Source organism: Leptospira paudalimensis (assembly GCF_026151345.1).
GTDB lineage: Bacteria > Spirochaetota > Leptospiria > Leptospirales > Leptospiraceae > Leptospira_A > Leptospira_A paudalimensis.
The window spans coordinates 222277-246291 of sequence record NZ_JAMQPR010000001.1 but is presented as its reverse complement, the minus strand read 5'-3'; the positions used below and the strand labels follow the sequence as shown (position 1 = coordinate 246291).

At 36.6% G+C, this 24015-nt stretch carries 17 protein-coding genes; 10 read left to right on the top strand and 7 right to left on the bottom strand.

The features are described 5' to 3' along the window. The first annotated feature begins 45 nt into the window (after positions 1–45). Positions 46–348: an LIC_10421 family protein gene (locus ND855_RS01225; protein ID WP_265356830.1), complete on the top strand. Its 303-nt coding sequence runs from the start codon at positions 46–48 to the stop codon at positions 346–348. 10 nt (positions 349–358) lie between these two features. On the opposite strand, the gene ND855_RS01220 is transcribed toward ND855_RS01225, so the two are convergent. Genes ND855_RS01220 through ND855_RS01205 form a run of 4 tightly spaced genes read right to left on the bottom strand, consistent with a single transcriptional unit; the run spans position 359 to position 4235 of the window. Then, positions 359–1219 carry a pirin family protein gene (locus ND855_RS01220; protein ID WP_265356829.1) on the bottom strand — a complete coding sequence of 287 codons (861 nt, stop codon included), beginning with the start codon at positions 1217–1219 and terminating at the stop codon, positions 359–361. Continuing rightward, positions 1216–2316, bottom strand: coding sequence for a family 43 glycosylhydrolase (locus ND855_RS01215; RefSeq protein WP_265356828.1), 1101 nt, complete (start codon positions 2314–2316; stop codon positions 1216–1218). The genes ND855_RS01220 and ND855_RS01215 overlap by 4 nt, the downstream gene beginning before the upstream one ends. Positions 2317–2330: 14 nt before the next feature. Beyond that, positions 2331–2873: an SRPBCC family protein gene (locus tag ND855_RS01210; RefSeq protein ID WP_265356827.1), complete on the bottom strand. Its 543-nt coding sequence runs from the start codon at positions 2871–2873 to the stop codon at positions 2331–2333. A 42-nt stretch (positions 2874–2915) separates the two neighbouring features. Then, a complete protein-coding gene (locus ND855_RS01205; RefSeq protein ID WP_265356826.1) occupies positions 2916–4235 on the bottom strand; it encodes an MFS transporter in 1320 nt (439 codons plus the stop codon). A 46-nt stretch (positions 4236–4281) separates the two neighbouring features. Here ND855_RS01205 and ND855_RS01200 point away from each other — a divergent pair, with 46 nt between their 5' ends. The 3 genes from ND855_RS01200 (at position 4282) to ND855_RS01190 (ending at position 11824) form a co-directional block, all read left to right on the top strand. Next, positions 4282–5268: a cysteine synthase A gene (locus ND855_RS01200; RefSeq protein WP_265356825.1), complete on the top strand. Its 987-nt coding sequence runs from the start codon at positions 4282–4284 to the stop codon at positions 5266–5268. Between the two features lie 233 nt (positions 5269–5501). Beyond that, positions 5502–11420, top strand: a complete 5919-nt coding sequence (locus ND855_RS01195; RefSeq protein ID WP_265356824.1) for a LamG-like jellyroll fold domain-containing protein — start codon at positions 5502–5504, stop codon at positions 11418–11420. Between the two features lie 50 nt (positions 11421–11470). Next, a complete protein-coding gene (locus ND855_RS01190) occupies positions 11471–11824 on the top strand; it encodes a c-type cytochrome (protein ID WP_265359321.1) in 354 nt (117 codons plus the stop codon). 20 nt (positions 11825–11844) lie between these two features. Here the strand turns inward: ND855_RS01190 and ND855_RS01185 are convergent, their stop codons facing one another. Both ND855_RS01185 and ND855_RS01180 read right to left on the bottom strand, forming a co-directional pair. Continuing rightward, positions 11845–12606 (bottom strand): hypothetical protein, encoded by a 762-nt coding sequence (locus tag ND855_RS01185; protein ID WP_265356823.1) that lies wholly within the window; start codon positions 12604–12606, stop codon positions 11845–11847. Beyond that, positions 12603–14561 (bottom strand): acetoacetate--CoA ligase, encoded by a 1959-nt coding sequence (locus tag ND855_RS01180; RefSeq protein ID WP_265356822.1) that lies wholly within the window; start codon positions 14559–14561, stop codon positions 12603–12605. Before ND855_RS01180 ends, ND855_RS01185 begins: the two co-directional genes overlap by 4 nt. A gap of 92 nt (positions 14562–14653) precedes the next feature. On the opposite strand from ND855_RS01180, the gene ND855_RS01175 reads away from it, so the two are divergent. The 6 genes from ND855_RS01175 (at position 14654) to ND855_RS01150 (ending at position 23150) form a co-directional block, all read left to right on the top strand. Further along, positions 14654–16024, top strand: a complete 1371-nt coding sequence (locus ND855_RS01175; RefSeq protein ID WP_265356821.1) for an MBOAT family O-acyltransferase — start codon at positions 14654–14656, stop codon at positions 16022–16024. 8 nt (positions 16025–16032) lie between these two features. Beyond that, on the top strand, positions 16033–17121 hold the full coding sequence (locus tag ND855_RS01170; RefSeq protein ID WP_265356820.1) for a DUF1574 family protein: 1089 nt from the start codon (positions 16033–16035) through the stop codon (positions 17119–17121). A 4-nt stretch (positions 17122–17125) separates the two neighbouring features. Next, a complete protein-coding gene (locus ND855_RS01165; RefSeq protein WP_265356819.1) occupies positions 17126–17521 on the top strand; it encodes a hypothetical protein in 396 nt (131 codons plus the stop codon). Between the two features lie 178 nt (positions 17522–17699). After that, positions 17700–18899: a TolC family protein gene (locus ND855_RS01160; RefSeq protein WP_265356818.1), complete on the top strand. Its 1200-nt coding sequence runs from the start codon at positions 17700–17702 to the stop codon at positions 18897–18899. Beyond that, positions 18896–20038 (top strand): efflux RND transporter periplasmic adaptor subunit, encoded by a 1143-nt coding sequence (locus ND855_RS01155; RefSeq protein WP_265356817.1) that lies wholly within the window; start codon positions 18896–18898, stop codon positions 20036–20038. The genes ND855_RS01160 and ND855_RS01155 overlap by 4 nt, the downstream gene beginning before the upstream one ends. Position 20039: 1 nt before the next feature. Next, complete coding sequence (locus ND855_RS01150; protein WP_265356816.1) at positions 20040–23150, top strand: efflux RND transporter permease subunit; 3111 nt, start codon at positions 20040–20042, stop codon at positions 23148–23150. On the opposite strand, the gene ND855_RS01145 is transcribed toward ND855_RS01150, so the two are convergent. Beyond that, complete coding sequence (locus tag ND855_RS01145; protein ID WP_265356815.1) at positions 23099–23905, bottom strand: dienelactone hydrolase family protein; 807 nt, start codon at positions 23903–23905, stop codon at positions 23099–23101. The genes ND855_RS01150 and ND855_RS01145 overlap by 52 nt on opposite strands. Positions 23906–24015: the final 110 nt, after the last annotated feature.

Sequence of the window (24015 nt, the reverse complement as noted above, 5' to 3'; positions counted from 1 at the left end):
TTGACTTTTCTATTCATTTGGTATAATGGAGTAAAGAGAGGTTCTATGAAAAAACTTATTTCCATTTTACTCGTGTTAGCTTCCACTTCGCTATTTGCGTTGTCTGATCTTGAGAATTTGATGATAAAAGAGGCAAATTCCCCAGAAAGTAAACAAGCAGCACGTTCTTACCTAAATGCAATGGCAAAAGAAAAAGAAGAAAATGCAAAACGCCACGAAAAGATGGCTGGCAATAAAGGTGGGAAAGCAGTTTCCGAAGCAAAATTCAAAGAACATTGTTTGAATCTTGCAAAAGAATTCCGTGCGGAAGCTGACGAATACAAAAAAGCAGCAGATGCTTTAAAATAAAAAATAAAATTTAGTTGGGTAAAGGAATCCGATCTGTTTCGTTTGGAACTTTTGGAAATTCATCCTTTGCCCATCTTTCCTTAGCAGAATCAATCAATTCCTGGCTAGTTGAGACAAAGTTCCAATACAAATGACGTTTTTCCTTCATAGGTTCTCCTCCAAGTAACATCAAACGACTGTTTTGTTTTGCTTTAAAGGATACTTTCGTTCCCTTTTCAAATAAAACCATACTTCCAACCGAGTAAGATTCCCCTTCTGATTCTATGGCACCTCTGGCAATGTACAATCCAGCTTCTTCTTCAGATGAAAGTTGCCATTCTACTTGGCCAGCATCCATTTTTATATCGATGTCTGCATAAAAAAGTGGTGAATGTACAACTGCAGATGATTCTAAATCCAAAAATTTGCCACCTAACAAACGAAATGTTAATCCTTTTTGTTTCATCACAGGGATTTCTGTTTCAGAAAGTTGTTGGAAACTTGGAGGTATCTGTTCTTTCTCTTTTGGGAGTGCAATCCAAGTTTGTATTCCTTCTAATACTTCATATTTAGGATCAAACTTAGATCGTTCACTATGAACAATACCAGAACCTGCGACCATCCAATTGGTCTCATTGGGTCGAATGTCCATCTCTACTTCTAAACTATCTCGGTGTGTAATCACTCCATCATACAAAAAAGTAATGGTAGCAAGTCCAATATGTGGATGGGCTCGGACAACAAGTTCTTCACCAGTGACCACAGGTACAGGTCCAAAGTGATCAAAAAAAACAAAGGGGCCTACTGACCTTTTTTCTAAGGCAGGAAGAACACGACGAATGATAAAATTATCTCCTAAGTCTTTTGAATGTCCGATCAGTGATTTTGTCATTTGGATTTAGACTTCTTTGATTTAGGTTTTGATAGAATCTTTTTTGTGGCCACTTTCACTTTCTCTTTCGGTTTGTTTTTAAGCGAACGACTCACTTGTTTTTTTGATTGGGAAGTGGACTTAAATTTACGATTCTCTTTTGTTTCTTCCACCTTTCCAACAAACAGTCCAATGGCTTCTTTTCCCTTTGTCCAATGTGCTTTGTCTCTTGCGTTAAAGTAGAGAATAAAAATATTTTCGGCTTCCGAATACTTCACATCACAAGCATAGACATGGCTTGCTTTCCAACCACGCCCAGTGGGCCCAAGGATCGGAGTTTGGTTGATTCGTTCAAAATTGATTCCATCTTCACTTTGTAAAAATAGAATTGCCGAACAAGATTCTTTCCTAACGGGATTCCAAAAAATTCCATTTTGAAACCCTAAGTATCTACCTTTCCAAGGGATCACTTTAATGGAACCTGCACCCAAATTACAAAATGGATCCATATCGTTAGGTGACAAAATCGGATCTGAAAAATACGAAAATGGACCTAGTGGGGAACTGGCTTCTGCAACCGTAATGTATTTTGGTTCACAAAACCCACAATCCGGAATCATTACAAGTGATGATGAAAAGTACATTCTGTACTTATTTCCAAATTTCACAAGGCAAGGGTTACTCACGGATTCACCAAAGTTTGGATCTTTATGAAATGGAAATTTTGGTACGATAACGGTTTTAGGAGCTGACCAATGGACTAAATCTTTGCTCGTTTTCACTTCAATTTTTGATTTCCATTTTCGATATGGAAACCAAGACATGAGGACATGTAAAAATTTGTATTTTTCATAATACAAATAATACGTTCCATCTTCAAAATAGATAAAAGGTCGCATTGCATTTCTAACAATGGATTTCTTTTTTTTCCAATGGATACCATCCTCAGAAATATACTCTAACACACCGAAGATGTTATGCGCAAAGAGATGCCACAGACCATCTGGGCAAGATTCAGGAAATAAAAAACTAGGATCTGCCAGGATCGGAGATGGAAATCCTGGTTTGATGATGGGATCCTCTTGGTAGAGTTGCCAATAGATATTTTGTTTGTTCAAAGGGGAAATAAACCTTATTTTTCTAATACTTGTTTTAAGTTGGAAAGACCTTCTTCAAAATCATTTCCAATCATTTCTTCAAAATTCATAAAGAGTAACATTAAATTAAAAGGATAAGGCATGGATCCATCAAAACCCCAAATTACTTTTGATTTTTTGGGATCTAAAGAAGAAACTTTCATATAACTTCTTTCTGTTCCTTCAAACGGTTCAAAAAATCGAAGTTCGGTTTGCATTTCTAATGTTTCCGCATTGATCATTTTGATCTCTTGTTCACCGACACCAACGTCTTTCACTTGGCTTTCCCAACGAGAAACAAAACCAACTGTTCCGTCTTCTCCTTTAAAAATCTTTTTCATATCGGGATCCCGTTTTGCCCATACACTGTATTGGTCTTGGTTCTTTAACAAACGAATGAATGCAAATACATCACTTGCTGGTTTTGATATGTCAACTGTCCTTTCTACTTGGTAATTCGAAGGTAAAAATATTGCCAAGACAAGGGGGACTGCGATGATTCCAATGATTCCGATTGAGATTTTTTTGCCTAGATTCATAACACGTAAATTGAATTCCAAACAATTCGTTCGTCAATTGATTTAACCTCTTGGACGCAGATTCCAACTAAAAATCAAAAGGAAAATTGCGATGAGAGTGGAAACAAGGATTGCTCCAAGGGCAACATCCCAGGAATAATTTGTTGATAAAACAGCAATTCCTTTCCCTTGTGCGGTGCGTCCGAGTGATCCAAATAACCCAATAAAACCAGCGGCCGTACCAACCGCTTTTTTGGATGTAAAATCCATACCCGCTACACCTAACAACATCACTGGTGGGTAAATAAACAAACCAATCAAACCAAACAGAACATAGTCGATCCAAATATTACCTGGAGGATTGAATAAAATTCCTAAAAATGCAAAAAAGATAGGAATGATACAAAGTAAACTAACCATTCCCCTTCTTCCGTCAAACTTGTCGGATACCCATCCCATAAGAATAGTAGATCCAATTCCACCAAATTCTAAAATCAAAGTGGAATAACCTCCTCCGAGTAAATCAGCACCTTTTGTTTCTTTTAAATATGTTGGACCCCAATCAATTAAACTATATCGGACGATATAAACAAAAAAATTGATGATGGCAAATAACCAAATGTATTTGTTCAATAATACTTGCTCAACAATCAGTTGTTTGGTGGTTAATTCTGATTCATGATTTTCTTTTTCTTCTGGTGGATAATCATTTCGATACTCTTCTATTGGCGGAAGTCCTTCAGACTGAGGTGTGTCCACAAGTCGAATGTACAAATAAATACTTCCGAGTAAGGCAATCACACCCGGCACAAAAAAAGCATATTGCCAACCAAATTTTGCTGCAGAATGAGAAGCAACAACTCCTACAATCCCCCCTCCAATATTATGTGCAATATTCCAAAAAGCAAATGTAGTACCCCTTTCCCTAACCGAATACCAATGCCCCAGGGATCGACCACAGGGAGGCCAACCCATTCCTTGTACAAGTCCATTGGCTCCCCATAAAATTAAATGGATCCAATAATGATTCGCAAATCCAAATGAAAAATTTAGAATGGCGGTGAGTAATAATCCTACTGCCATAAATTTTTTAGGATTGGAACGATCGGATAGTGCACCCATAAAAAATTTTCCAATTCCATATGTGATGGCAGTTACAGCTAAGATATCACCCAAATCAGATTTGGAATATGACAATGCTTCCCCAATTTCTTTCGAAACGGGAGAAAAATTATTACGTGTTAAGTAGTATACCGTATAACCAATGAAAGTCGACTCTAATACTTGGAACCTTAGTTTTGGATAAAGAGTTGAAATTTCATCTTTCGATTTTTGTGGGATCGCGGGTGCTGGTGCAAACCACTGACGAAGGGACTTGTACATAAACTTGGAAATTGATGTCTAATGATAAGGAGTCAAGTGTATTCTCATGAAAACAGATATTAGAAACGGATTTATTGGCACAATTGGAAATACACCCCTCATACGTATCAATTCATTAAGCGAAGAAACTGGCTGTGAAATTCTCGGCAAAGCAGAATTCTTAAACCCAGGTGGTTCTGTCAAAGATCGGGCAGCTTTGTACATCATCGAAGATGCAGAAAAAAAAGGCCTTCTCAAAAAAGGTGGTACGGTTGTCGAAGGTACGGCTGGGAATACAGGCATCGGGCTCACTCATATTTGTAATGCAAAAGGGTACAAAACGATCATTGTCATTCCAGAAACCCAATCGAAAGAAAAAATCGAAATGTTACGAACATTAGGTGCTGAGGTGATTCTAGTTCCAGCAGTTCCTTATACAAATCCTGGAAATTATGTACGTGTCTCAGAACAAATTGCAAAGGAAACACCCAATTCACTTTGGGCGAACCAATTTGATAACCTTGCCAATCGAAACGCACATTTTGAAACCACTGGTCCTGAAATTTGGGAACAAACCCAAGGGAAAATAGATGTGTGGACCACATCCATCGGAACTGGTGGTACGTATGCTGGAACCGCTTTGTATCTTAAGTCCAAAAATCCAAACATCAAATGTATCGTTTGTGACCCACTTGGATCCGGTGTGTATTCTTTTGTGAAAACAGGAACCATTACCATTGAAGGTTCTTCTATCACAGAAGGAATAGGCCAAGGAAGGATCACAAAAAATATGGAAGGAATGCCAGCCGATGACGCGGTTCGTATCCATGATAAGGAGGCACTTAGTATCTTACAAAAAGTACTCCGAGAGGATGGATTGTTTATGGGAGGGAGTGTGGGGATCAATTTGGCAGCAGCATACCAAATTGCGAAACAATTGGGACCAGGGCACACCATCGTGACCGTGTTATGTGACACAGGAACCAAATACCAGTCCAAAATTTACAATCCAGAATTTTTAAAATCTAAAGGTTTATATGGAAACATAGATTGAACAAAATCAGGTGGATTGTGAGAAGATATTAAGAACATTCCCTAAATTAAAATTCCCAAACGGTGTCTGTACGAATTGAACTAGGTTCATATTCGAAAGAGCATGAATCTTATTGGCATTCGAAATTTCTTGTATCTTTATGAGTTTCTCTTGAATGGAAACAGATTCTATTTTCTAAAAATTTAGATTTTCTCTAGACGAAATCACCTCTCAGTTGTTACTCTTCATTAGAAATGAAATTATTAGATCGGATGGATTGGATCAAAGGAAAAAGGTTCCTTCAGAAAATCATCATATCCTTATGTTTCCTTCCTACCTTAGGATGTTCGTTTCCTACAATCAATCGTTCCTTACTCGAAACGTTTACAACCTTTCGGTTTCTCCAAGCAAATACCCTATCTTATTCCATTAGTTTTCAAGTCTCTGGTTTACTCGGAACTGGTTTACAAATCGAAAATAACGGTGACGTGATGGATGTCAGTACGAATGGTACATATACCTTCACTAAAAAAATAAATTCTGGTGCCACTTATCAAGTAACGGTCAAAACCCCTCCGAGTACCCCCATTCAAAAATGTATTGTTTCTTCAGGCCAAGGAACAGTCCTCAGTGGAAACATTGAAGGGATACAAGTAGTTTGTGGGAGTGCATTGTATCTCATCAGTGGAACGACAACTGGACTTTCAGGGAATGGATTACAATTGCAAAATGTGACTGGTGTTGGAACTGATGTTATCAATGTCAATAGTGCAAGTTTTTCCTTTCCACCACTTCCTGTGGGTGAGACTTATGATTTCAGTATTATAAGCCAACCGACTAACCCTAGTCAAACTTGTTCCATTACAACACCTGTTGTCACAAATGGTACGATGGTTGCCTCACCCATATCCGTTAGCATCAATTGTACAACCAATTCCTATGCCGTTAGTGCCCAAGTCATTGGGATTTTAGGTACACTCACAGCAGGAAATGAACTAAAACTGACACTTAATGGTTCCAATACAATCAATGTAACAGCTGATGGGACTTATGCCTTCCCCGGCACCTATTTAAGTGGTGGGAATTTTACTGTAACCGTTGATAACCCAGGAGGAGTCATCACTTCTGGAGTTTGTACATTATCATCAGGTTCAGTAACAATAGGAAACGGACCTACAAACTTTGCTGTCAATTGTAGTAACGCATTTTTAGTCAGTGGTACCGTTTCAAGTCCCGGAGGTACAACAACTAGTGTGTTAGGTGGGACAGTGACTTTAGATTTGGTGCAAACAGGAGGATCTCCCGTTTTTCCTACCCAATCAATCACGATTAACCCAGGTGTCACAAATTTTACATTCCCAAGTACCATTCCAGGAGGTGTGGACTATCAAATTGTCGTATTTGCTAATCCACCTAACCAAACTTGTACGATTACTGCTGGAGCCACTCATTCTGGGATTGTGTCCAATATGTCGAATGTTGTACTCAATTGTAGTTTAACACTTCCTAGTTTTTCTCCTGTTAGTGGCTCTCTATTTAATGATGATGGGACTGTTACCATTTCCAGTTTGATCCCAGGGTCAGAGTATCGATACACAATTGGAAATGGATCTCAAGCGGATCCAACCTGTGCCTCAGGAACAATGACAACATCCACAGTCACGATAACCGATAACAACCAAGCAGTGGTCAAAGTGATCCATTGTAAGGTGGGTTGGGTGGAATCACAAGTTGTCACTGCTTCTTATACACTCAAAGTAGCGACACCTACTCCTAGTTTGGCGACTGGATCTTTTCTGGACTCAGGCCAAAATGTAAGTTTCTCAAGTACAACAACGGGTTCCACATGGGTTTGTCATACTTCGGCAGCAGCGGTCCCAACTGATCCAGATTGTGGCCCTACACTCAACACATGTAATACTGGTGTTCTTGGGAATTATATTTTTCCAACACCAGGTGTTTCTCAAAATGTAAAGGCGAGAATGTGCAAAGTAAATTATGCACAGAGTGATGTTTTGAGCACCAATTACCAACCAAATGTTTATACTGTTGGTGGAACGATTAGTTCTCTCACAACACCCTTTGGAACCAATACTTTTGTTTTACAGAATAATGGTGGTGATGATTTAATCATTGCAAGTAATGGAACATTTACATTCAATACGGCTTTACCAACCGGTACAAATTTTACGGTCTCAGTCTTATCAGGTCCACAAAATCCTTGGCAAACTTGTAATATCACAAATGCAAATGGTACAGTTTCCAATACTGCGATCACTAACATCGCGATCTCATGTTCCGTAAATCAATACAACATGAGTGGAAACGTTACTAGTTCTGTCACTTTACCTTCAGGCCTAACTGTCACCAATGGTGTTGATACAATCAATGTTCCTGCAGGTGCAACTTCTACTCCCATTTCTTTTGCGACTCCGATCAGCAGTGGAACTGGTTATGAAATCCAAATCACCCAAGAACCTCCAGGATTTGTTTGTGCAGTTCAATCAAACATGCAAGGCACTATGTTAGGTGCCAACATCACCAATGTCGCAGTGAATTGTGTAGCAGGGTTTCGATATGGGAATGCAATCGGATTAAAAAAACAAGCACCTGTGCAAATCCATTATTATAAAGGAGATGTCACAACGGCAGCAGGTGTAGCAGGCAGTGGATCAAGTGATGGCCCTGCTCCCGCATCCAGTTTTAATGATATCGGTGGCATCACCTATGATGGAACAAAAGGTTTTATCGTAGATTCTGGTAATCATAAAATTCGTGTCTTCAATCCAATGACCAATACGGTTTCCTCTCTGGTAGGAAATGGTGCCGCGGGAAATACTCCTGGATCAGGTATGAGTGGAACATTCAATCTTCCTAAAGGAATCACTACAGATGGCACATATTTGTATGTCACAGAAACATTGGGTAATCGTATCAAACGTGTTCTAATTAGCTCTGGTTATGCGGAGACGTTTGCAGGCGATGATACCGTGGTTTCACCAGCGAATGCAAATCTTGATGCAACAGATCCACTTGCTGCTAGATTTGCATCACCTGCTGGCATTGTGATTGATGATAACAAACTTTACATCGCGGATCGGAATAATTCAGCAATCCGTGTCATCAAGTTAAGTACGCGTGAGGTCACGACACTTGTTACCGGAGGAGATATCAGTTTTCCAGAAGGACTTACCATCATCGGTGATTACCTATATGCTACCAATTTAGGAACCTACAACATCACAAAAACACACAAGATAACAGGCGTTACAACGATTTTGTGTGGGAATTCAACCAATGGGTACATTGATGCCGTTGGAACGGATGCTTCTTTCAATTTACCACACGGGATCACTTCCGATGGTATCTTTTTGTATGTAGCCGATTATGGAAATCATTTGATCCGAAGGGTACATAGTGTCACTGGAGAAGTGATCACAATTGCAGGTTCTGGAAACACTGGACTCATCAATGGAGTTGGTGTATCAGCATCCATTCAATCACCAAAATACATTTCCAACCTTGGTGATGTAATTGTTTTTGGAACTGTAAATGCGCTTCGAACCATAAAGTCTGAAAGTTTGCAATCTTATTATCCATTAAATGGTTCAAATTACAATTTTGTAAATAACCAAACAATTACTTCGATCGGAAGTCCAACCTTTGGAAATGGTAGATTTAATGAACTAACTGGAGCAGCGAGTACATCCATAGGAAATGCAGGAACTGCACCTTCTCCCAGTTTGTCGGTCAATAAAATCACTATGGCAGGATGGATTTTATGGGATGGAACAAACTCTGGAATTGGAAAAGTAATTTTTTATAACGGTGATTTTACAACCAACGGCCATGGATTGTTTATAGATTCAAAAGACCAATTAGCAATCTACCGCGGTGGTATGCTCCCTGATTCTACAAATGTGACTGTCATACCTAACTTCTGGACCCATGTTGCATTAACTGTTGATAGTAACGATTTATACAAAGTCTATCTTAACGGAAATTTAGTGTTTGAAAAAACCTTAAGTACAAATCCCGTTTCTGGAAATTTTACAATCGGTGTTTCTTCAGCTGGCTCTTTTTTCTTTCCTGGCAGACTTGCTGATTTGCGTTTCTACAACAGGGAACTCAATGAAGCAGAGATCAATGACTTAGCAAAAAATGCAGAAAGTACGTTGGTTGGAAATTCCTATGCATCTCGACCAATCCAATTGGCAGCTCAATACCAATTTTCAGGAGACTCCACATCAAAAGGACCTTTTGGTGGAAGTTTGTCTTTTTATGGTCCATTGACAAACTATTCAACTGGAATCAACAAAACAAATAATACTGCCGTCAGAATTTCTGCATCTTCTGGTGGATACTTACTTGGCTCGGAACAAGGTTTACCGCATGGATCACAACCAAGGAGTATCTGTGTCTGGGTAAACCTAGAAACCTATCCTAATATGGGAGACAATGCCCCTCTCATCACATATGGAAGTGCAGGGCCTTCCACTGAATTCATTTTAAATGTCTACAGAGCATCACCTACTGGTGACCTGAAACTTCGGTTTGGTGGTCTCGGCGGCGGAGAATTGTATCCGTCTTATACACTGCCATTAAATCGATGGACTCATATTTGTGGTACATTTGACGGTAACAATGGTTGGTTATATGTTGATGGAGTGGAAATCAGTGGACCAGTGAACATTGGTTCGTCTATCAATACAACAACAGGAACTGGACTCTATGTAGGTCGAATGGCTTCGTTTCCTGGTCATATGTTTGGGGGAAAAGTAGATGAAATTAAAATTTATGCAAAAGCACTCTCTCAAAAGGAAGTCAGAACTCTCTCAGCACAAATCCCCAATGGTTTAATTGCCCGTTACGATTTTAATAAAAATTTTGATGATGTAAGTGGTTTCGGAAATCCAACCACAAGTGTAGGAGCAACTCTTGTTTCCGACAAATATGGAAATGGAATTTCCGCTTTGAATACAAATGGAAGTACTTACCTAAATGTAACCACTACAACCTCATCCCTACCAAAAAATTCCCAACCACGAACAATTTGTGTTCAGTACAAATCAGCGACCCTCAATTCAGGGACTATGGTTAGTATTGGGCCCAATTCAACAGATCGCATGATTGCGTTAGGTGCTGGTAATACAAGTTCTAAATACTTTTTTTCAGGTTATCTAAACGATGTAGAAGAATTTTATTATAACCATGAAAATGTTTGGCACCACCTTTGTGGTGTATTTGAAGGTCCTGCAGGAAGTTATGCTGCTACTATCTACCATAATGGAGCAAAACTCATCAGCCAAACCAAAAATACTTGGGATACAAATCCCAATGTTTTTACGATTGGAATTCGATCTGATTTAACCAATGGATTTAATGGTCAATTGGATGAAGTTCTAGTTTATAACCGCGCATTAACACTGATGGAAATCCAAGCTTTATCAGGTTATGATCCAAAACAAGTGATTACTTGGAATGCAAATCCGACAACAAGCAGTTTGAAACTTCACCTAAGTGCTGATAGTTTTTCAAATCAATCCAATTATTCACCGATCACCACTTGGCATGACAGAAGTGGGAATGCAGCTTCTTTTTTCACAGGAGGTTCCTCTCCAACCTATAATAACGCAGGATTCAATAATAAACCTACTGTGAATTTTAACGCAGGCAATTCTGAGTATTTATTCCGTGGCAGTGCTGCAAACATTCCTTCCAATAGTTCTACTTTTTTCATCGCCCTATCAAGAACAGCCAACGCCAATGATACATTTTTTGAATCAGCATCACCTGGTGTATCATATTATTTTGATGGAGACAATATTCGAATGGCAAAACCATCGGATGGAATTGTTGGCTCGAGTAACATCCAATTTCCTTATACAAACATTCCTTATTTGATTGCAGCAGAACAATTAAATGGAATTTCCTTTGGTATGTATTCAAGTGGATATGCAGTAGGTATCCCTACAGATCCAAGTAAAACCTACTCACAAAATAATCTTTATTTAGGTTCTAACTCTAGCCCAGGTAACTTTTTCTCTGGAAATATCAGCGAAGTACTCTATTACAATGTCAGTTTATCCAATCCAGGTCGTACCATTGTATTCTGTTACTTATCTCAAAAATACAATATTGATTTGTCTGCTGCTTCGGTGTATTGCGATTGAAGATGCAACATTATCACTACCGGTATCTTTTTTTCGGACTCTTTTTTTGTATGATTCTATATGGTTGTTATTCAGAAAATGATTCTATCACCAAAGAACCACCCCCACCGAAAGCAACCACAGTCCCTTTACCTGAGGCGATGTACATTCAAAATGGATGTATCTCTTGCCATGGACCTGAAGGAAATGGAAGAGGTACTCGGACACATTTACTTAAAGGAAGTCGGATTCCTAATTTCCAAGATCGTACAACATATCTGAATGGTTCCTCCAAAGAATCCATTGCAAACAGTATCAAAAATGGAATCCCTGGAACATACATGAAAGCATATTCACATATGCGTAAAAACGAAATCAATGCATTGGCAGAATATATTCAAAAAATGCAAAAAAACAATCGTTAACGTTTCAATGGAAACGAATTCTATCGTCCCACATTCATCAAATTTGAGAATAATTCACAAGCGGTCATGGATCCAAGCTCACAGGCATCGTCTAACTCACCCAATGCAATTGAAATTTCCTCAATTTTTTTAGTCTTAAGTCGAGTATCTGCATTTGACTCCAATTGTTTTGCTTTCATCATTTGTTCACTCACGGTTACAAAGTTCCATGGCGAAATTCTTTTTTCGTAGGCCAATGTTTTTAGGAATATTTTGATATCCTTTTCGATCTGAGGGTAAACTGATTCAAAACAAGTTACTATGATTACAAATCCAAATTCTTCTGCAGTGGAGGTGATATAATGTTGGACAATTGTATCTTCCTTGTCTTTAAAACTTCCAACCATTCCAAGAAATTGATAAACTTCTTTGTCTTTAATTTCCGTTAATTTTTGTAAATTATAATATTCCTTCACATTTGAAACAAGAATATATCGTTTGGACTCTAAATGAAAAAGGATTGGATCAAGGTATTGTTGTTTTTCTGATTCTTTAAAAAGAATCACTATCGCTGGAATGATTTCTCTACCTGTCTCCTCCTTCAAAGGACTCGTTCGAAAATGATCAAACTTAGTTGAACTTCCGTTAGACTTTCGGTTCGTTAAATACCAATTCGAAGGTAATTGGAAGGAGATACAATGTGTCCTTAGGCAGGTATTCCATTTTTCAGCTTGGACACTGATTGGGAAAGTCAAAAGGACAAATCCAAAAATGATGGAAAAACGGATTTTGGAACCATTCATTGCATTAACTCTTTTCTATCTTTGAAAAAATCGAGTGCATTGGGATTTGCCAAAGCATTTTTATTTTTTACTTCGAGACCAGCAACAGTTTGTTTAACAGCAATTTCTACTTTTTTCCCATTGATCGTATAAGGAATTTCTGGTACTGTTAAAATGATTGAGGGAACGTGCCTAGGTGAAGTTTCATTTTTAATTTGTTCTTTGATTTTTTTAACCAAACGATCATCCAGTTGGACTCCATCTGCTAAAACAACAAATAATACAACTCTCACATCATCTTTGTAGTCTTGCCCAATGATCACCGAATCCTTAATTTCTTCAATTTTAGAAACGACAGAATAAATGTCTGCAGTTCCGATACGTACTCCTCCGGGATTCAGTGTAGCATCTGATCTTCCGTAGATAATGACACCATTCTCTGGAGTGATCGAAGCAAAATCTCCATGACACCAGATATTATCATAAGTTTCAAAATAAGCTGCCTTATATTTTGCACCTGATTCATCATTCCAAAAGAATAATGGCATAGAAGGGAATGGAGTGGGACAAACCAATTCACCCTTTTCTCCAGTGACAGATCTTCCCATACTGTCAAAAACTTGGACATCCATTCCCAAACCCTTACACTGAATTTGACCAGCATACACGGGTAAGCTGGGATTACCTAAAGCAAAACATCCATTTAAATCCGTTCCGCCTGAGATTGAAGATAATTGAACATCTGTTTTTATTTTTTCATATACATAGTGAAAACCAGAAACTGGCAAGGGAGAACCTGTCGAAAGAATCACTTTTAAATCTGGAAGTGAGTATTTCGATTTTACAGAAATTCCTTCTTCTTCCAATACAGATAAGTACTTGGCACTGGTTCCAAAAACTTGAATGGATTCTTTTTCTGCCATACTCCAAAGGGTTTCCCAATTGGGATAAAATGGATTCCCATCAAACTGGTATAAGGTTGCACCCAATGCCAATACAGATTGAGACCAATTCCACATCATCCAACCACAGGTTGTATAATAAAAAAACCGATCTCCTTCTGATACATTACTATGTAACGCCAGTTCTTTAGTATGATTGAGTAATACTCCCCCACCTTGGACAATGCATTTAGGAAGACCAGTTGTTCCAGATGAAAACATGATGTAAACTGGATCAGAAAAACTGATAGGAACATAATCGATTGATTCGTCCTTTGTTGGTGATAAATCTTGGTAACGAATCGGATTATAAATCTTACCAAAATCTTTAATAGGATTCAAAAACTCATATAAGATTGTTTGTTTGAATTCGGAATTTTTTGCTGAAAATAAAGTTTGGGTGATCTCTTCCAATTTTTCAATGATCGAAATTTCCTTTCCTTTGAATGAATAGGATTCCACAGAAATCACTACCTTAGGAAAAATTTGTTCAAATCGATCCAATATCCCTTTCACTCCAAAATCAGGTGAAGCACTGGACCAAATAGCACCTAACGATGTTGTTGCCAACATGCCAATCGTAGAAATGGGAGCATTCGGAACAATTCCTACAACGCGATCACCTTTTTGAATTCCTAACGAAAGTAAGTGTTTACGTAATTTAATGACCTCTAATTTTAATTCATGGTATGTTAACCTTTGTACACCTCCGTCTTCCCCATAAAACACAATCGCTTCTTGTTTTGGATTCCCTTTCTCCAGTAAGTTTTCAGCAAAATTGAAAGTAGCACCAGGAAACCATTTTGTTTCAGAAAACTGTTTCCCCATCATAAAAGTTTGGGTAGTCGGGGTTTTTAGAATCAGCCCTGATTCTTGTAGCCACTCCTTCCAAAAAATTTGAGATTCATCGGTAGAAAATTGATGGAAGGAAACATAATCAGGAAAGGATTTCCCCAATTTTGTTTCAAGACGATGTTGGAAATTGATGAGGTTGTTAGAATGGGAAACTGGAGTCCATAGAGGATTTTGCGACATCTTGAGAACTGATCTTGTCCAATTTCAATATTAAGGCAAGTATGTTCCATAAATGAGTAGTAGAAAAAAATATTCGAGAAATTCTAGGGAAAATGCTGTTCAATTCGATTGATTATTTCTTTTTCTTTATTGCTTGTTATATCACTTATTGGATCTCACCTTCTCGGTTTCGCAAATATATCCTAATCGTTTTCTCATTATTATTTTATGGATACTGGAGTGGTTCGTTTTTAATACACTTCGTACTTTTTATCATTATTACTCACCTTTGTGTGATTGGAATTCTAAAAACGAAAAGGAAAATATTCCTTATACTGGGAGTATCCATAAATTTATTAAATTTATGTTTTTTTAAATATGTATTAACCTATTTAAAATACCTAATGTCAGAAGGTGAATTAACCATTCCCTTTTTCCAATCTTTATCCGAATTTGTATTACCTCTAGCAATTAGCTTCTATACGTTTCAAATGATTGCTTACCTCGTTGATGCTTGGAGAGGTAAATTCACGGAATCACCTTTCGTTAATTTTTTACTATTTATTTTATTTTTTCCACAACTGATTGCTGGGCCCATCATGCGTCATGACGATTTTTATGACCAAATTGACCACGCAAAACTTACATTAGATTTTGTACAACGTGGGATCTTTCATATACTTTCAGGACTTATCAAAAAGGTACTAATCGCAGATCAAATCGCAAAATTAATCAATCCTGTTTATGCCAATCCAGGTGAATATGATGGGGTCTCGATTTTTTTATCAACATTTGCCTTTTCATTCCAAGTTTATGGTGATTTTTCCGGTTACACAGACCTAGCAAGAGGATCTGCATTTTTGTTAGGATATGAAATTCCGGAAAACTTTCGATCCCCGTTTCTATCTGTTAGTTTTGCAGAATTATGGAGCCGGTGGCATTATACACTTTCAACATGGATCAGAGATTACCTCTACATACCATTGGGAGGAAACCGCGTTACAGAATTGAGATATAATATAAACACAATCATCGTGATGTCATTGTCTGGTTTGTGGCATGGAAACACTTACACCTTTTTTCTTTGGGGGTTTTTTCACGGAATTTTTCTATCCATCGAGAGATTTGCCTATGGTAAACCTAACAGAAGCTCTATGACGCCATTAAAAAAATTCCTGGCTGTTATTTGGATTTTTACAATTTTTTCCGTTCTTGCTACATTTTTCAGAATCGATACTCTAGAAAAAATATCAACGTTTTGGTCTTCCGTTATCAATCTAAAAGGAAAAATTATTTATAAACCCGATTTCTGGGGACTCATGATTGGTAGTTATATCTTACAATTTATTGAATATAAAAATTATTTTAAAGATAAATTAGAACCTTATATAGTTTGGTTGGTACCAGTTTGTACACTCCTCGTTTATTATGCTTTAGTGAAGATTGAAGCTGCTACCGAAACCTTTATCTATTTCCAATTCTGAGATTAAATATGACACTAAAGAAAATTTACTTTTATCCACTAATTTTAATACTTTTTGTCTTCACAGTTGATAAAATTGCTTGTATCCCTGATTTCCGTGAAGCTGCTAGGCGACCATATAAATCTGGACAAAATATTCTCGTTGGATTCCCAAAGGTTTGGGAAGAAAACAAACATTTACAATCCGAGAACATTAATGTAGCAGTTGTTACAGGATCTTCTAGGTCTGATATTTTCCATGAATGGGAGAATATTCCTGTTAACAAAAATACTTACAATGAACCAATCTATTTTGAAACACGACTTGCTCTAAAAGCTTCTGAATATTTTTTATACTACCTTTTGCTTAAATCAATGGTAGATGGTGGATTTAAACCAAATTTATTATTCATTGAATTCTCTGAAGAAATGTTAAACGAGAATAATGTTTACTCTTACAAAACGAAGTGGAAAGAGTTAATGTTAACAGAGCGAGAATTAATTGATATATTCCCTGTATTTAATGCTAAATATAAACTAGATATTTTAAGTCGGTTGTTATTTGTCTCTTATAATTATCATATTCGTCCTATCCAAGGAGTTTCAAATTTAATAAAAGGGGAAAGAGCAGCGGACGATACTTATTTTATTGCACTCTCTTCCTACTTAAATAAAAAGAGACCATTTAATCCGAATAATACGGGCATTGAAATCGATAATTTTACTCCAAAAGAATATGAAGAACGAATTGTAAACTACAGCAAATCTCAAGAACAACTATTGCTTAACAACTTTTTGATTTCAGAAACTGAAGTTGGATTTCTCAAAAGAATTATTGAACTTGCTGAAGAAAATAACATTCCTACCGTTATCTGGGAACCACAAGTACATCCCTATTATAAGGAACGTAGAAATTCGATCACTGGTGGAAAATTATTCGATACGATTTCCGAAGCTTTAATTGAGAAAAATTCTAAAAATATTCGTCGTATATCTCTGAATAGAGGGAATACAAATTGTCGTTTGTATACAGATTCGAGTCACGTCTCTCCCCTCTGTGTTCCAGAAATCGTGGATAAGTTATTGCAAACTGCAAAGGAGATTCCAAACTTTCAATAATTGTATGAAACCTTTCAATTGGCAAAAGAATGCGTTCAAACAAAGTTTCCTATTTTGTTTTGTATTGATGTTTTCTGCCAATTTTATGTACCAAAGGATTGTCGACAATGAGGTGAATTGTGGATCTTTGGGAACTCCAGAAAGTGGATGTCCCTATGCTTTTTTAGACCATACACTCGGCATTGATCCAGGTCACGATCTTGGAGATGATGTTGAACATTCTGAACATGTTTGTTTTTCGTGCCCTTGCAATTCCATTGTTTCGATCACCTGGAATTTATATCTTTCGCATATTTTAATCAATTTACATAAAGTTTATTTTGAATTAAAAGAATTTCCTATTCCTAAATTCTCTTCACTTTCTTATCTTTTTAGACCTCCGAGACAACATATCACCTAGTTCTATCGCACATCCGTTTACTTGCGTTATCTACGTGGGAGGTTCCATGTTTTATTTTTCAATTTCAAATAATTTTAAATTGAAGTGGCTTTCAATATTACTGTTGATGCCTACAATTTTTAATTCAAAAATCGAATCCCAGGAAAACCTTGGGAACTCATGTCAGAATCAAAACTCAATGTTAGAATTGAGTTTTTGTATCGTCAATCGCCATCCTGATTATCGAATCGAGGAGATTAAACTAAAGGAAATTTCTGGAAGGAAAAAAATCGCTTCTTATTATTTTCCATCGAATCCAACTTTTTCTGGTTATGTGGCAAACAGAAAGGGAGACACAGCGGGACCAATCATAGGATCCACACTTACAATTGCTAATAACTTTCAAGTTATGGTAAATCAGGAAATTTACACCAATGGTAAAAGAGAAATCGCCATCAAAATCGCCGATGAAGAATTTAGAGCGCAAGTATATCGTTTAGAGTCCGTTAAACGTTCCTTAGAGTTCGATGCCTTAAAAAAACTAACACGATTTCGATACCTTTTTTTGGAAAAGGAAAACAGTTTATATAGTTTGAATTTAGTAAAGGAACTTAAAAAAGTTTCAAAAGCTAGAATCAACGAAGGACTTTCACCTGGAATTGATGAATCCTTATCAGAAGCTGAAGAAATTCGTATTTATAAAATTTGGAATTTATCTCAAAGGCAATATGAAAATGCAAAATCTGAATTGGAAGTTTTGCTTGGTTTTCCATTTGAGTTAACACAATTAAAAGTTTTCCAATGGAAACTACCTAACGATTTACCAAAAGACAAATCAGAGTTAGTGAAGATAGCGTACCAATATAGACCAGAAATTTTTCTAACGGAAAAAGAAATCGAATTAGCGTTACTCCGACATAACGAAGTTAGAAAACAAAAAATTCCAAATGTGAGTTTGGGAGCTTTTGCACAAAACGATGGGTTTAATGAACGAGTCTTAGGTGGAATGCTAACGATACCTCTGATTGTCTGGCGAGATTATGAGGGTGAATCGATCATTTCATCCTCCAAGATTGATAGCTCAAAAGAATTAAAAGAATCTGTATCTAGAAATATCAAACAAGAAGTATTGTTTGCACTTACGAATTTCATCACACTAGACGATGAAGTAAAACTTTATGATGAAAACAAACTAGAAAGAGCGGAATCCGATCTAAACAATCTACAAGAAGCAATCAGATTCGGTAAAATTAAAATCATCGATGCAATCAACCAACAAAGAATCTTATTACAAACTAAACTAAATTATTTAAGCACCAAATCAGAATACGAAGTATCTCAAATTGAGTTGATACGAGTGCTTGGATTACCAACAAATACAATGGAAGTTCGACCATGAAAATTAATTTTAAAATCATCCTTTTTTCTATCTTACTTTTAATCGGTGTTATTTATTTTTGGCAATCTAGCCGAATCAAACCTATTGCTCCAGAAATTACCACAAACAAAAATATTCTTCATATAACAAAAGAACAACGAGATGCTATTTCGATTGAATTCGAATTAGTTTCTCTAAAAAAAATTCACACAAATATTGAACTGATTGGCGAAACGGAAGCCGTGCCAGATGACATCATGGATGTTCCAGCTAGAATTTCAGGTAGAGTCACAAGTGTGTATTTTGTTGAAGGAGATACCATTCAAAAAGGGCAGAAACTAGCAACCATCGATTCTCCAGAACTTGCAAAACTTAGATCTACTTATCTCGTTGCAAAATCTAAGTACAACGCAGCTGAACAAAACTTAACAAGAATAAGCTCTCTTGTAAAAATGAATTTAGCGGCTAAACAAGAACAAATTGATGCAGAAGCAAATTTACGAGTGATTGAATCCGAGAAAAATTCAGCAGAAGAAAATTTACGTGCGAACGGTATAAACATCGATAATAGTTCCACGGGACAATACATTGTTTATTCTCCAAGGTCTGGACTAGCTTTATCGAGAAATGCAGTTCCAGGTTCGATTGTGGCAGGGAATCAAATTCTAACTACCATTGCCAATCTTACCAATCTTTGGTTCCAAGCAAAAATATATGAAAATGATTTAAAATATTTATCAGAAGGAATATCTGCAGATGTAATATTGAATGCTTATCCTGACTTAAACTTTTATGGAAAATTAGAACACATTGGCGAAAAAGTTGATCCTGGATCTCGAACAGTTCATGCACGAGTTGTTTTTAAAAATCAAAACAAAAAAGCAAAAATTGGATTGTTTGGAAGGGCAATCCTCAGCGTGAACGAAAGGACAGGAATTCAAATTCCCGAAATAGCAATTCAATCGTACCAAGATTCTAAATTTGTATTTATAGAAACCAAACCAGAAACCTACCAATGGTTAGAAGTTTCAACAGGTAGTACAAATGACAAAATGGTAGAAGTAATCTCTGGACTCAGAGAAGGAGACAAGGTTGTCACAAAAGGTTCCTTTGAATTAAAAGCAATTTTATTCAAAGATACATTTGGAGGAGGTGAATGAAATGGAATTTTTAACTAAAATTGTATCTTTTTCACTTCAAAATCGACTTTTAATCATTCTTTCCACCATCTTACTGGTATTTGGTGGTTTTTTTTCACTAAAACATCTAAAAGTTGATGCTGTTCCTGATATAACAAATGTACAAGTTCAAATCATTACAACATCGCCTTCTTTATCTACATTAGAAATCGAACAATACATAACCTTACCTGTTGAACGTGCAATCACAGGAATTCCAAATTTAACAGAAGTTCGATCAGTTTCTAGATACGGATTTTCCTTGGTAACCGCTGTTTTTTCTGATGGAACAGACTTATGGAAAAGTAGGCAGTTGGTTAGTGAAAAACTAACAGAAGCTTCCGAAAACATACCTGCAATTTATGGTAAACCAGTAATTGGACCAATCACAACTGGATTAGGAGAAGTATTTCAATTTACAATCGAAAGCCAATTCCATAGTCAAATGGAGTTAACAACTTATTTAAATTGGTATATCAATCCCGCTTTAAAGACTGTTCCAGGAATCGTTGAAGTGAACAGTTTTGGTGGAAAAACAAAACAATACCAGGTCATAGTTGATCCATTAAAAGTTGCTTCTTTAGGAATTTCGTTTAACCAAATTATCAATGCAATCCAAACCAATAACCTATCAACAGGCAGTGGATACATTGAAAAATCAAATGAACAACTTATCGTTGGTAGTGATGGGCTTTTAAAAACAATTACAGATTTTGAAAAAATACAAATCGGTAAAATGAAGGATGGTTTTCCCATCTATTTGAATACAGTTGCAAAAATTGTCGAAGGCCCTCGTTTAAGAAAAGGTGCAGCTACTTCTTCTGGAACTTCAGAGGTTGTGGGAGCCGTTACATTGATGTTACTCGGAGAAAATTCCTTAGAAGTAACAAAAGCGGTAAAAGAAAAAATAACACAAATTGAAAAAACCTTACCGACAGGAATGAAAATAAAACCGTATTATGATCGTTCCATAATGGTTTCCAATACATTAAAAACTATTGTCTGGAACCTTTCGGAAGGAGCACTCCTTGTCATCATTATTTTGTTTCTTATGATAGGTGACTTTCGATCTGGGCTCGTAATCGCCTCTGTCATTCCCCTGGCAATGCTCATTGCGATTTCTTTAATGTTCGTCCGCGATTTACCAGCTAACTTAATGTCGATGGGTGCGATTGATTTTGGACTCATTGTGGATGGTGCAGTCATTCTAATTGAGAACTCTCATAGAAGATTAGGATTAAAAGTAAAGGAACTTAAAAGATCGTTAACACCTATCGAAAAAAGAGATACAATTCTTGAGGCAACCATTGAAGTTAGGAAGGCAACAATTTATGGTGAAATTATCATTGGAATCGTTTATATACCAATTCTAACACTCAGTGGTACAGAAGGTAAAATGTTTATACCAATGGCAACTACAGTATTATTTGCATTGATTGGTTCCTTTATCCTTACACTCACAATTATACCAGTTTTAGCATCTTTCTTTTTACATTCAGACATCAAAGAAGACTCAAAAACTGCCTTTTTCCAAAAAATTCAAAACTGGTACATTCCAAAACTTGAATATTGTTTCAAAGATACAAACAAGATCATGTATTCTACAATTAGTATCTTTATTGTCTCTATTCTCCTCTTCTTCCGATTAGGTGGAGAATTTTTACCTAAACTTGATGAAGGAAATTTACTCATCGAAATTAGTCGATACCCCTCTACTACATTAACTGAATCATTGGCTTCATCTACAAAAATTGAATCTGCAATCTTAAAAGAGATACCTGAAATAACGGAAATTGTATCGAGGACAGGTTCTCCAGAACTTGCGATTGAACCAATGGGTGTAGAAAAAACAGATATGTATTTGGATATGAAACCAAGATCTGAATGGAAACAATCCAAAGCAGATATTGAAAACAAGTTAGAAGAGATCATCCAACGAGTTTCACCACAAGTCGCTTATGGTTTATCGCAACCAATAGAAATGAGAAATAATGAAATCATGGCAGGCATTCGAGCAGATGTTGGAATTAAAGTTTTTGGTGATGATTTGGTAACACTAAAATCGATTGCAGAAGAAATCTCATCCAATATTAAAAACATCGAAGGTGTGGCCGATTTAAGGATCGAACAATTGTATGGATTGGAGTATCTCAGGATAAAACCAAACCGAGAAAAATTGGCACGATATAATTTAAATATAACAGATATCAATCGCATCACTGAATCATTTTCATCAGGTGTTCCAGCTGGGATCGTTTATGAAGGGATGAAACGATTTGATATCGTAGTGAAAACAGACATCAAATCTGATCCTGAACAAATTAGAAACACTCCTGTAAATGTCGGTCAGAATCAATTTGCACCATTTCATGAACTTGCAGAAATTAAAATTGAGGATGGGCCGGTTCAAATTTACCATCAAAACCAAAACCGTTACGCATTAGTTCAATTTAATATCAGAGGGAGTGACATGGTTTCAACTGTTGGAAAAGTAAAAAATGTCTTAGCTGATAAAATCAAATTTCCTGCGGGTTATCATTTTACTTTAGGTGGAGAATTTGAAAAATTCGAATCGGCAACCAATACTTTGTTAGTTGTAGTTCCAATCACTCTTTTGATAATATTTTTGATTTTATACTTTGCTTTTAATGAAGTTATGTCTGCGTTTATCATTTTTCTCAATGTTCCATTCGCTATCACAGGTGGCATTTTGGCATTGTATTTAAGAAATTTACCATTTAGTATTTCTGCAGGCGTTGGTTTCATTGCTCTGTTCGGTATCGCAGTCTTAAATGGTTTGGTTTTAATTAGTTTTATCAAATCATTAGAACATCATGGAAAAAAATTAGAAGATGCAATCAAAGAAGCAGCAATCTCTAGGCTTCGCCCTGTTTTAACAACAGCACTGCTTGCTTCAATAGGATTTATTCCAATGGCAATTAGTACATCACCAGGTGCCGAAGTTCAGAGACCATTGGCGACAGTCGTGATAGGAGGGTTAATCACCGCTAGTGCATTAACCCTCTTTGTATTACCTATTGTTTATTTAAAGTTTTTTGCGAAAAAGTCTTTCATACTTTCAAAAGAAGCATAATCTGCTTTTTCGTTATAAGCTAGGCCAGGTAATCCATGTTTTTCAGCACCTGGTCTAGTGAAACCATGAACCGCACCTGGATGTGAAACAAACGTTACTGGAGCCTTTGCTTCGGTAATTGTTTTTACAAATGTTTCAACAACATTTTTAGGTATAAAAGGATCATCCGCTCCATGGTGTACCAAAACTTTACTTTTAATTTTTTTAACACCTGTTGCTAGATTTTTGCTACCTAACATTCCATGAAAAGAAACAACTCCACCTTTTAGATCAGCACCATCTAATGCAAGTTCAATGACACCGCCTCCACCAAAACAATATCCAATCGCACCAATTTTTGTAGTATCAACATTTGGATTTGATTTCAAAATTTCAATGGCTTTGTAGATTTTTTTTAGGAGAATTTTAGGATCACCATTTGCACTTGAAAGTTTTCCCGCTTCCACATGGTCTTTTGCGAGAATCCCTTTTCCATATACATCCATAACAAAAGCAACATAACCTAAATCTGCTAATTGTTTTGCTCTTTGTTTTGGATACTCATTCACACCCCACCACTCGTGAATCACAAGAATTCCTGGTCGTTTGCCAGTGATACTTGAATCAACAGCCATAAAACCTTCGTATGTTTTACCATCCAATTTATATTCCAACGGACTCAAAGTGACAGTTGATTTGACTGGCAGTTCAGAAGTCGGTAGTGAACTACACTGGAATGCAAACATCATTGCTAATAGGGAAAGGAACAGTTTCATAAATCTCCTTTTGATCCTTGAAATGGTTTAGAATCCAAAGATCAACTTTTCCATTCTTAGATAGAATCTGAGGTGATGAAAGTAGAAATTTTACCTTGTTTTATGGATAA

What these genes read in the sequence shown, in the direction of transcription:
- ND855_RS01165 (WP_265356819.1), top strand. Translation starts at nt 17,126, where the DNA reads ATGAAACCTTTCAATTGGCAAAAGAATGCGTTCAAACAAAGTTTCCTA.
- ND855_RS01150 (WP_265356816.1), top strand. Translation starts at nt 20,040, where the DNA reads ATGGAATTTTTAACTAAAATTGTATCTTTTTCACTTCAAAATCGACTT.
- ND855_RS01185 (WP_265356823.1), bottom strand. Translation starts at nt 12,606, where the DNA reads ATGAATGGTTCCAAAATCCGTTTTTCCATCATTTTTGGATTTGTCCTT.
- ND855_RS01155 (WP_265356817.1), top strand. Translation starts at nt 18,896, where the DNA reads ATGAAAATTAATTTTAAAATCATCCTTTTTTCTATCTTACTTTTAATC.
- ND855_RS01190 (WP_265359321.1), top strand. Translation starts at nt 11,471, where the DNA reads ATGATTCTATATGGTTGTTATTCAGAAAATGATTCTATCACCAAAGAA.
- ND855_RS01160 (WP_265356818.1), top strand. Translation starts at nt 17,700, where the DNA reads ATGTTAGAATTGAGTTTTTGTATCGTCAATCGCCATCCTGATTATCGA.
- ND855_RS01220 (WP_265356829.1), bottom strand. Translation starts at nt 1,219, where the DNA reads ATGACAAAATCACTGATCGGACATTCAAAAGACTTAGGAGATAATTTT.
- ND855_RS01210 (WP_265356827.1), bottom strand. Translation starts at nt 2,873, where the DNA reads ATGAATCTAGGCAAAAAAATCTCAATCGGAATCATTGGAATCATCGCA.
- ND855_RS01170 (WP_265356820.1), top strand. Translation starts at nt 16,033, where the DNA reads ATGACACTAAAGAAAATTTACTTTTATCCACTAATTTTAATACTTTTT.
- ND855_RS01175 (WP_265356821.1), top strand. Translation starts at nt 14,654, where the DNA reads ATGCTGTTCAATTCGATTGATTATTTCTTTTTCTTTATTGCTTGTTAT.
- ND855_RS01200 (WP_265356825.1), top strand. Translation starts at nt 4,282, where the DNA reads ATGAAAACAGATATTAGAAACGGATTTATTGGCACAATTGGAAATACA.
- ND855_RS01195 (WP_265356824.1), top strand. Translation starts at nt 5,502, where the DNA reads ATGAAATTATTAGATCGGATGGATTGGATCAAAGGAAAAAGGTTCCTT.
- ND855_RS01225 (WP_265356830.1), top strand. Translation starts at nt 46, where the DNA reads ATGAAAAAACTTATTTCCATTTTACTCGTGTTAGCTTCCACTTCGCTA.
- ND855_RS01205 (WP_265356826.1), bottom strand. Translation starts at nt 4,235, where the DNA reads ATGTACAAGTCCCTTCGTCAGTGGTTTGCACCAGCACCCGCGATCCCA.
- ND855_RS01145 (WP_265356815.1), bottom strand. Translation starts at nt 23,905, where the DNA reads ATGAAACTGTTCCTTTCCCTATTAGCAATGATGTTTGCATTCCAGTGT.
- ND855_RS01180 (WP_265356822.1), bottom strand. Translation starts at nt 14,561, where the DNA reads ATGTCGCAAAATCCTCTATGGACTCCAGTTTCCCATTCTAACAACCTC.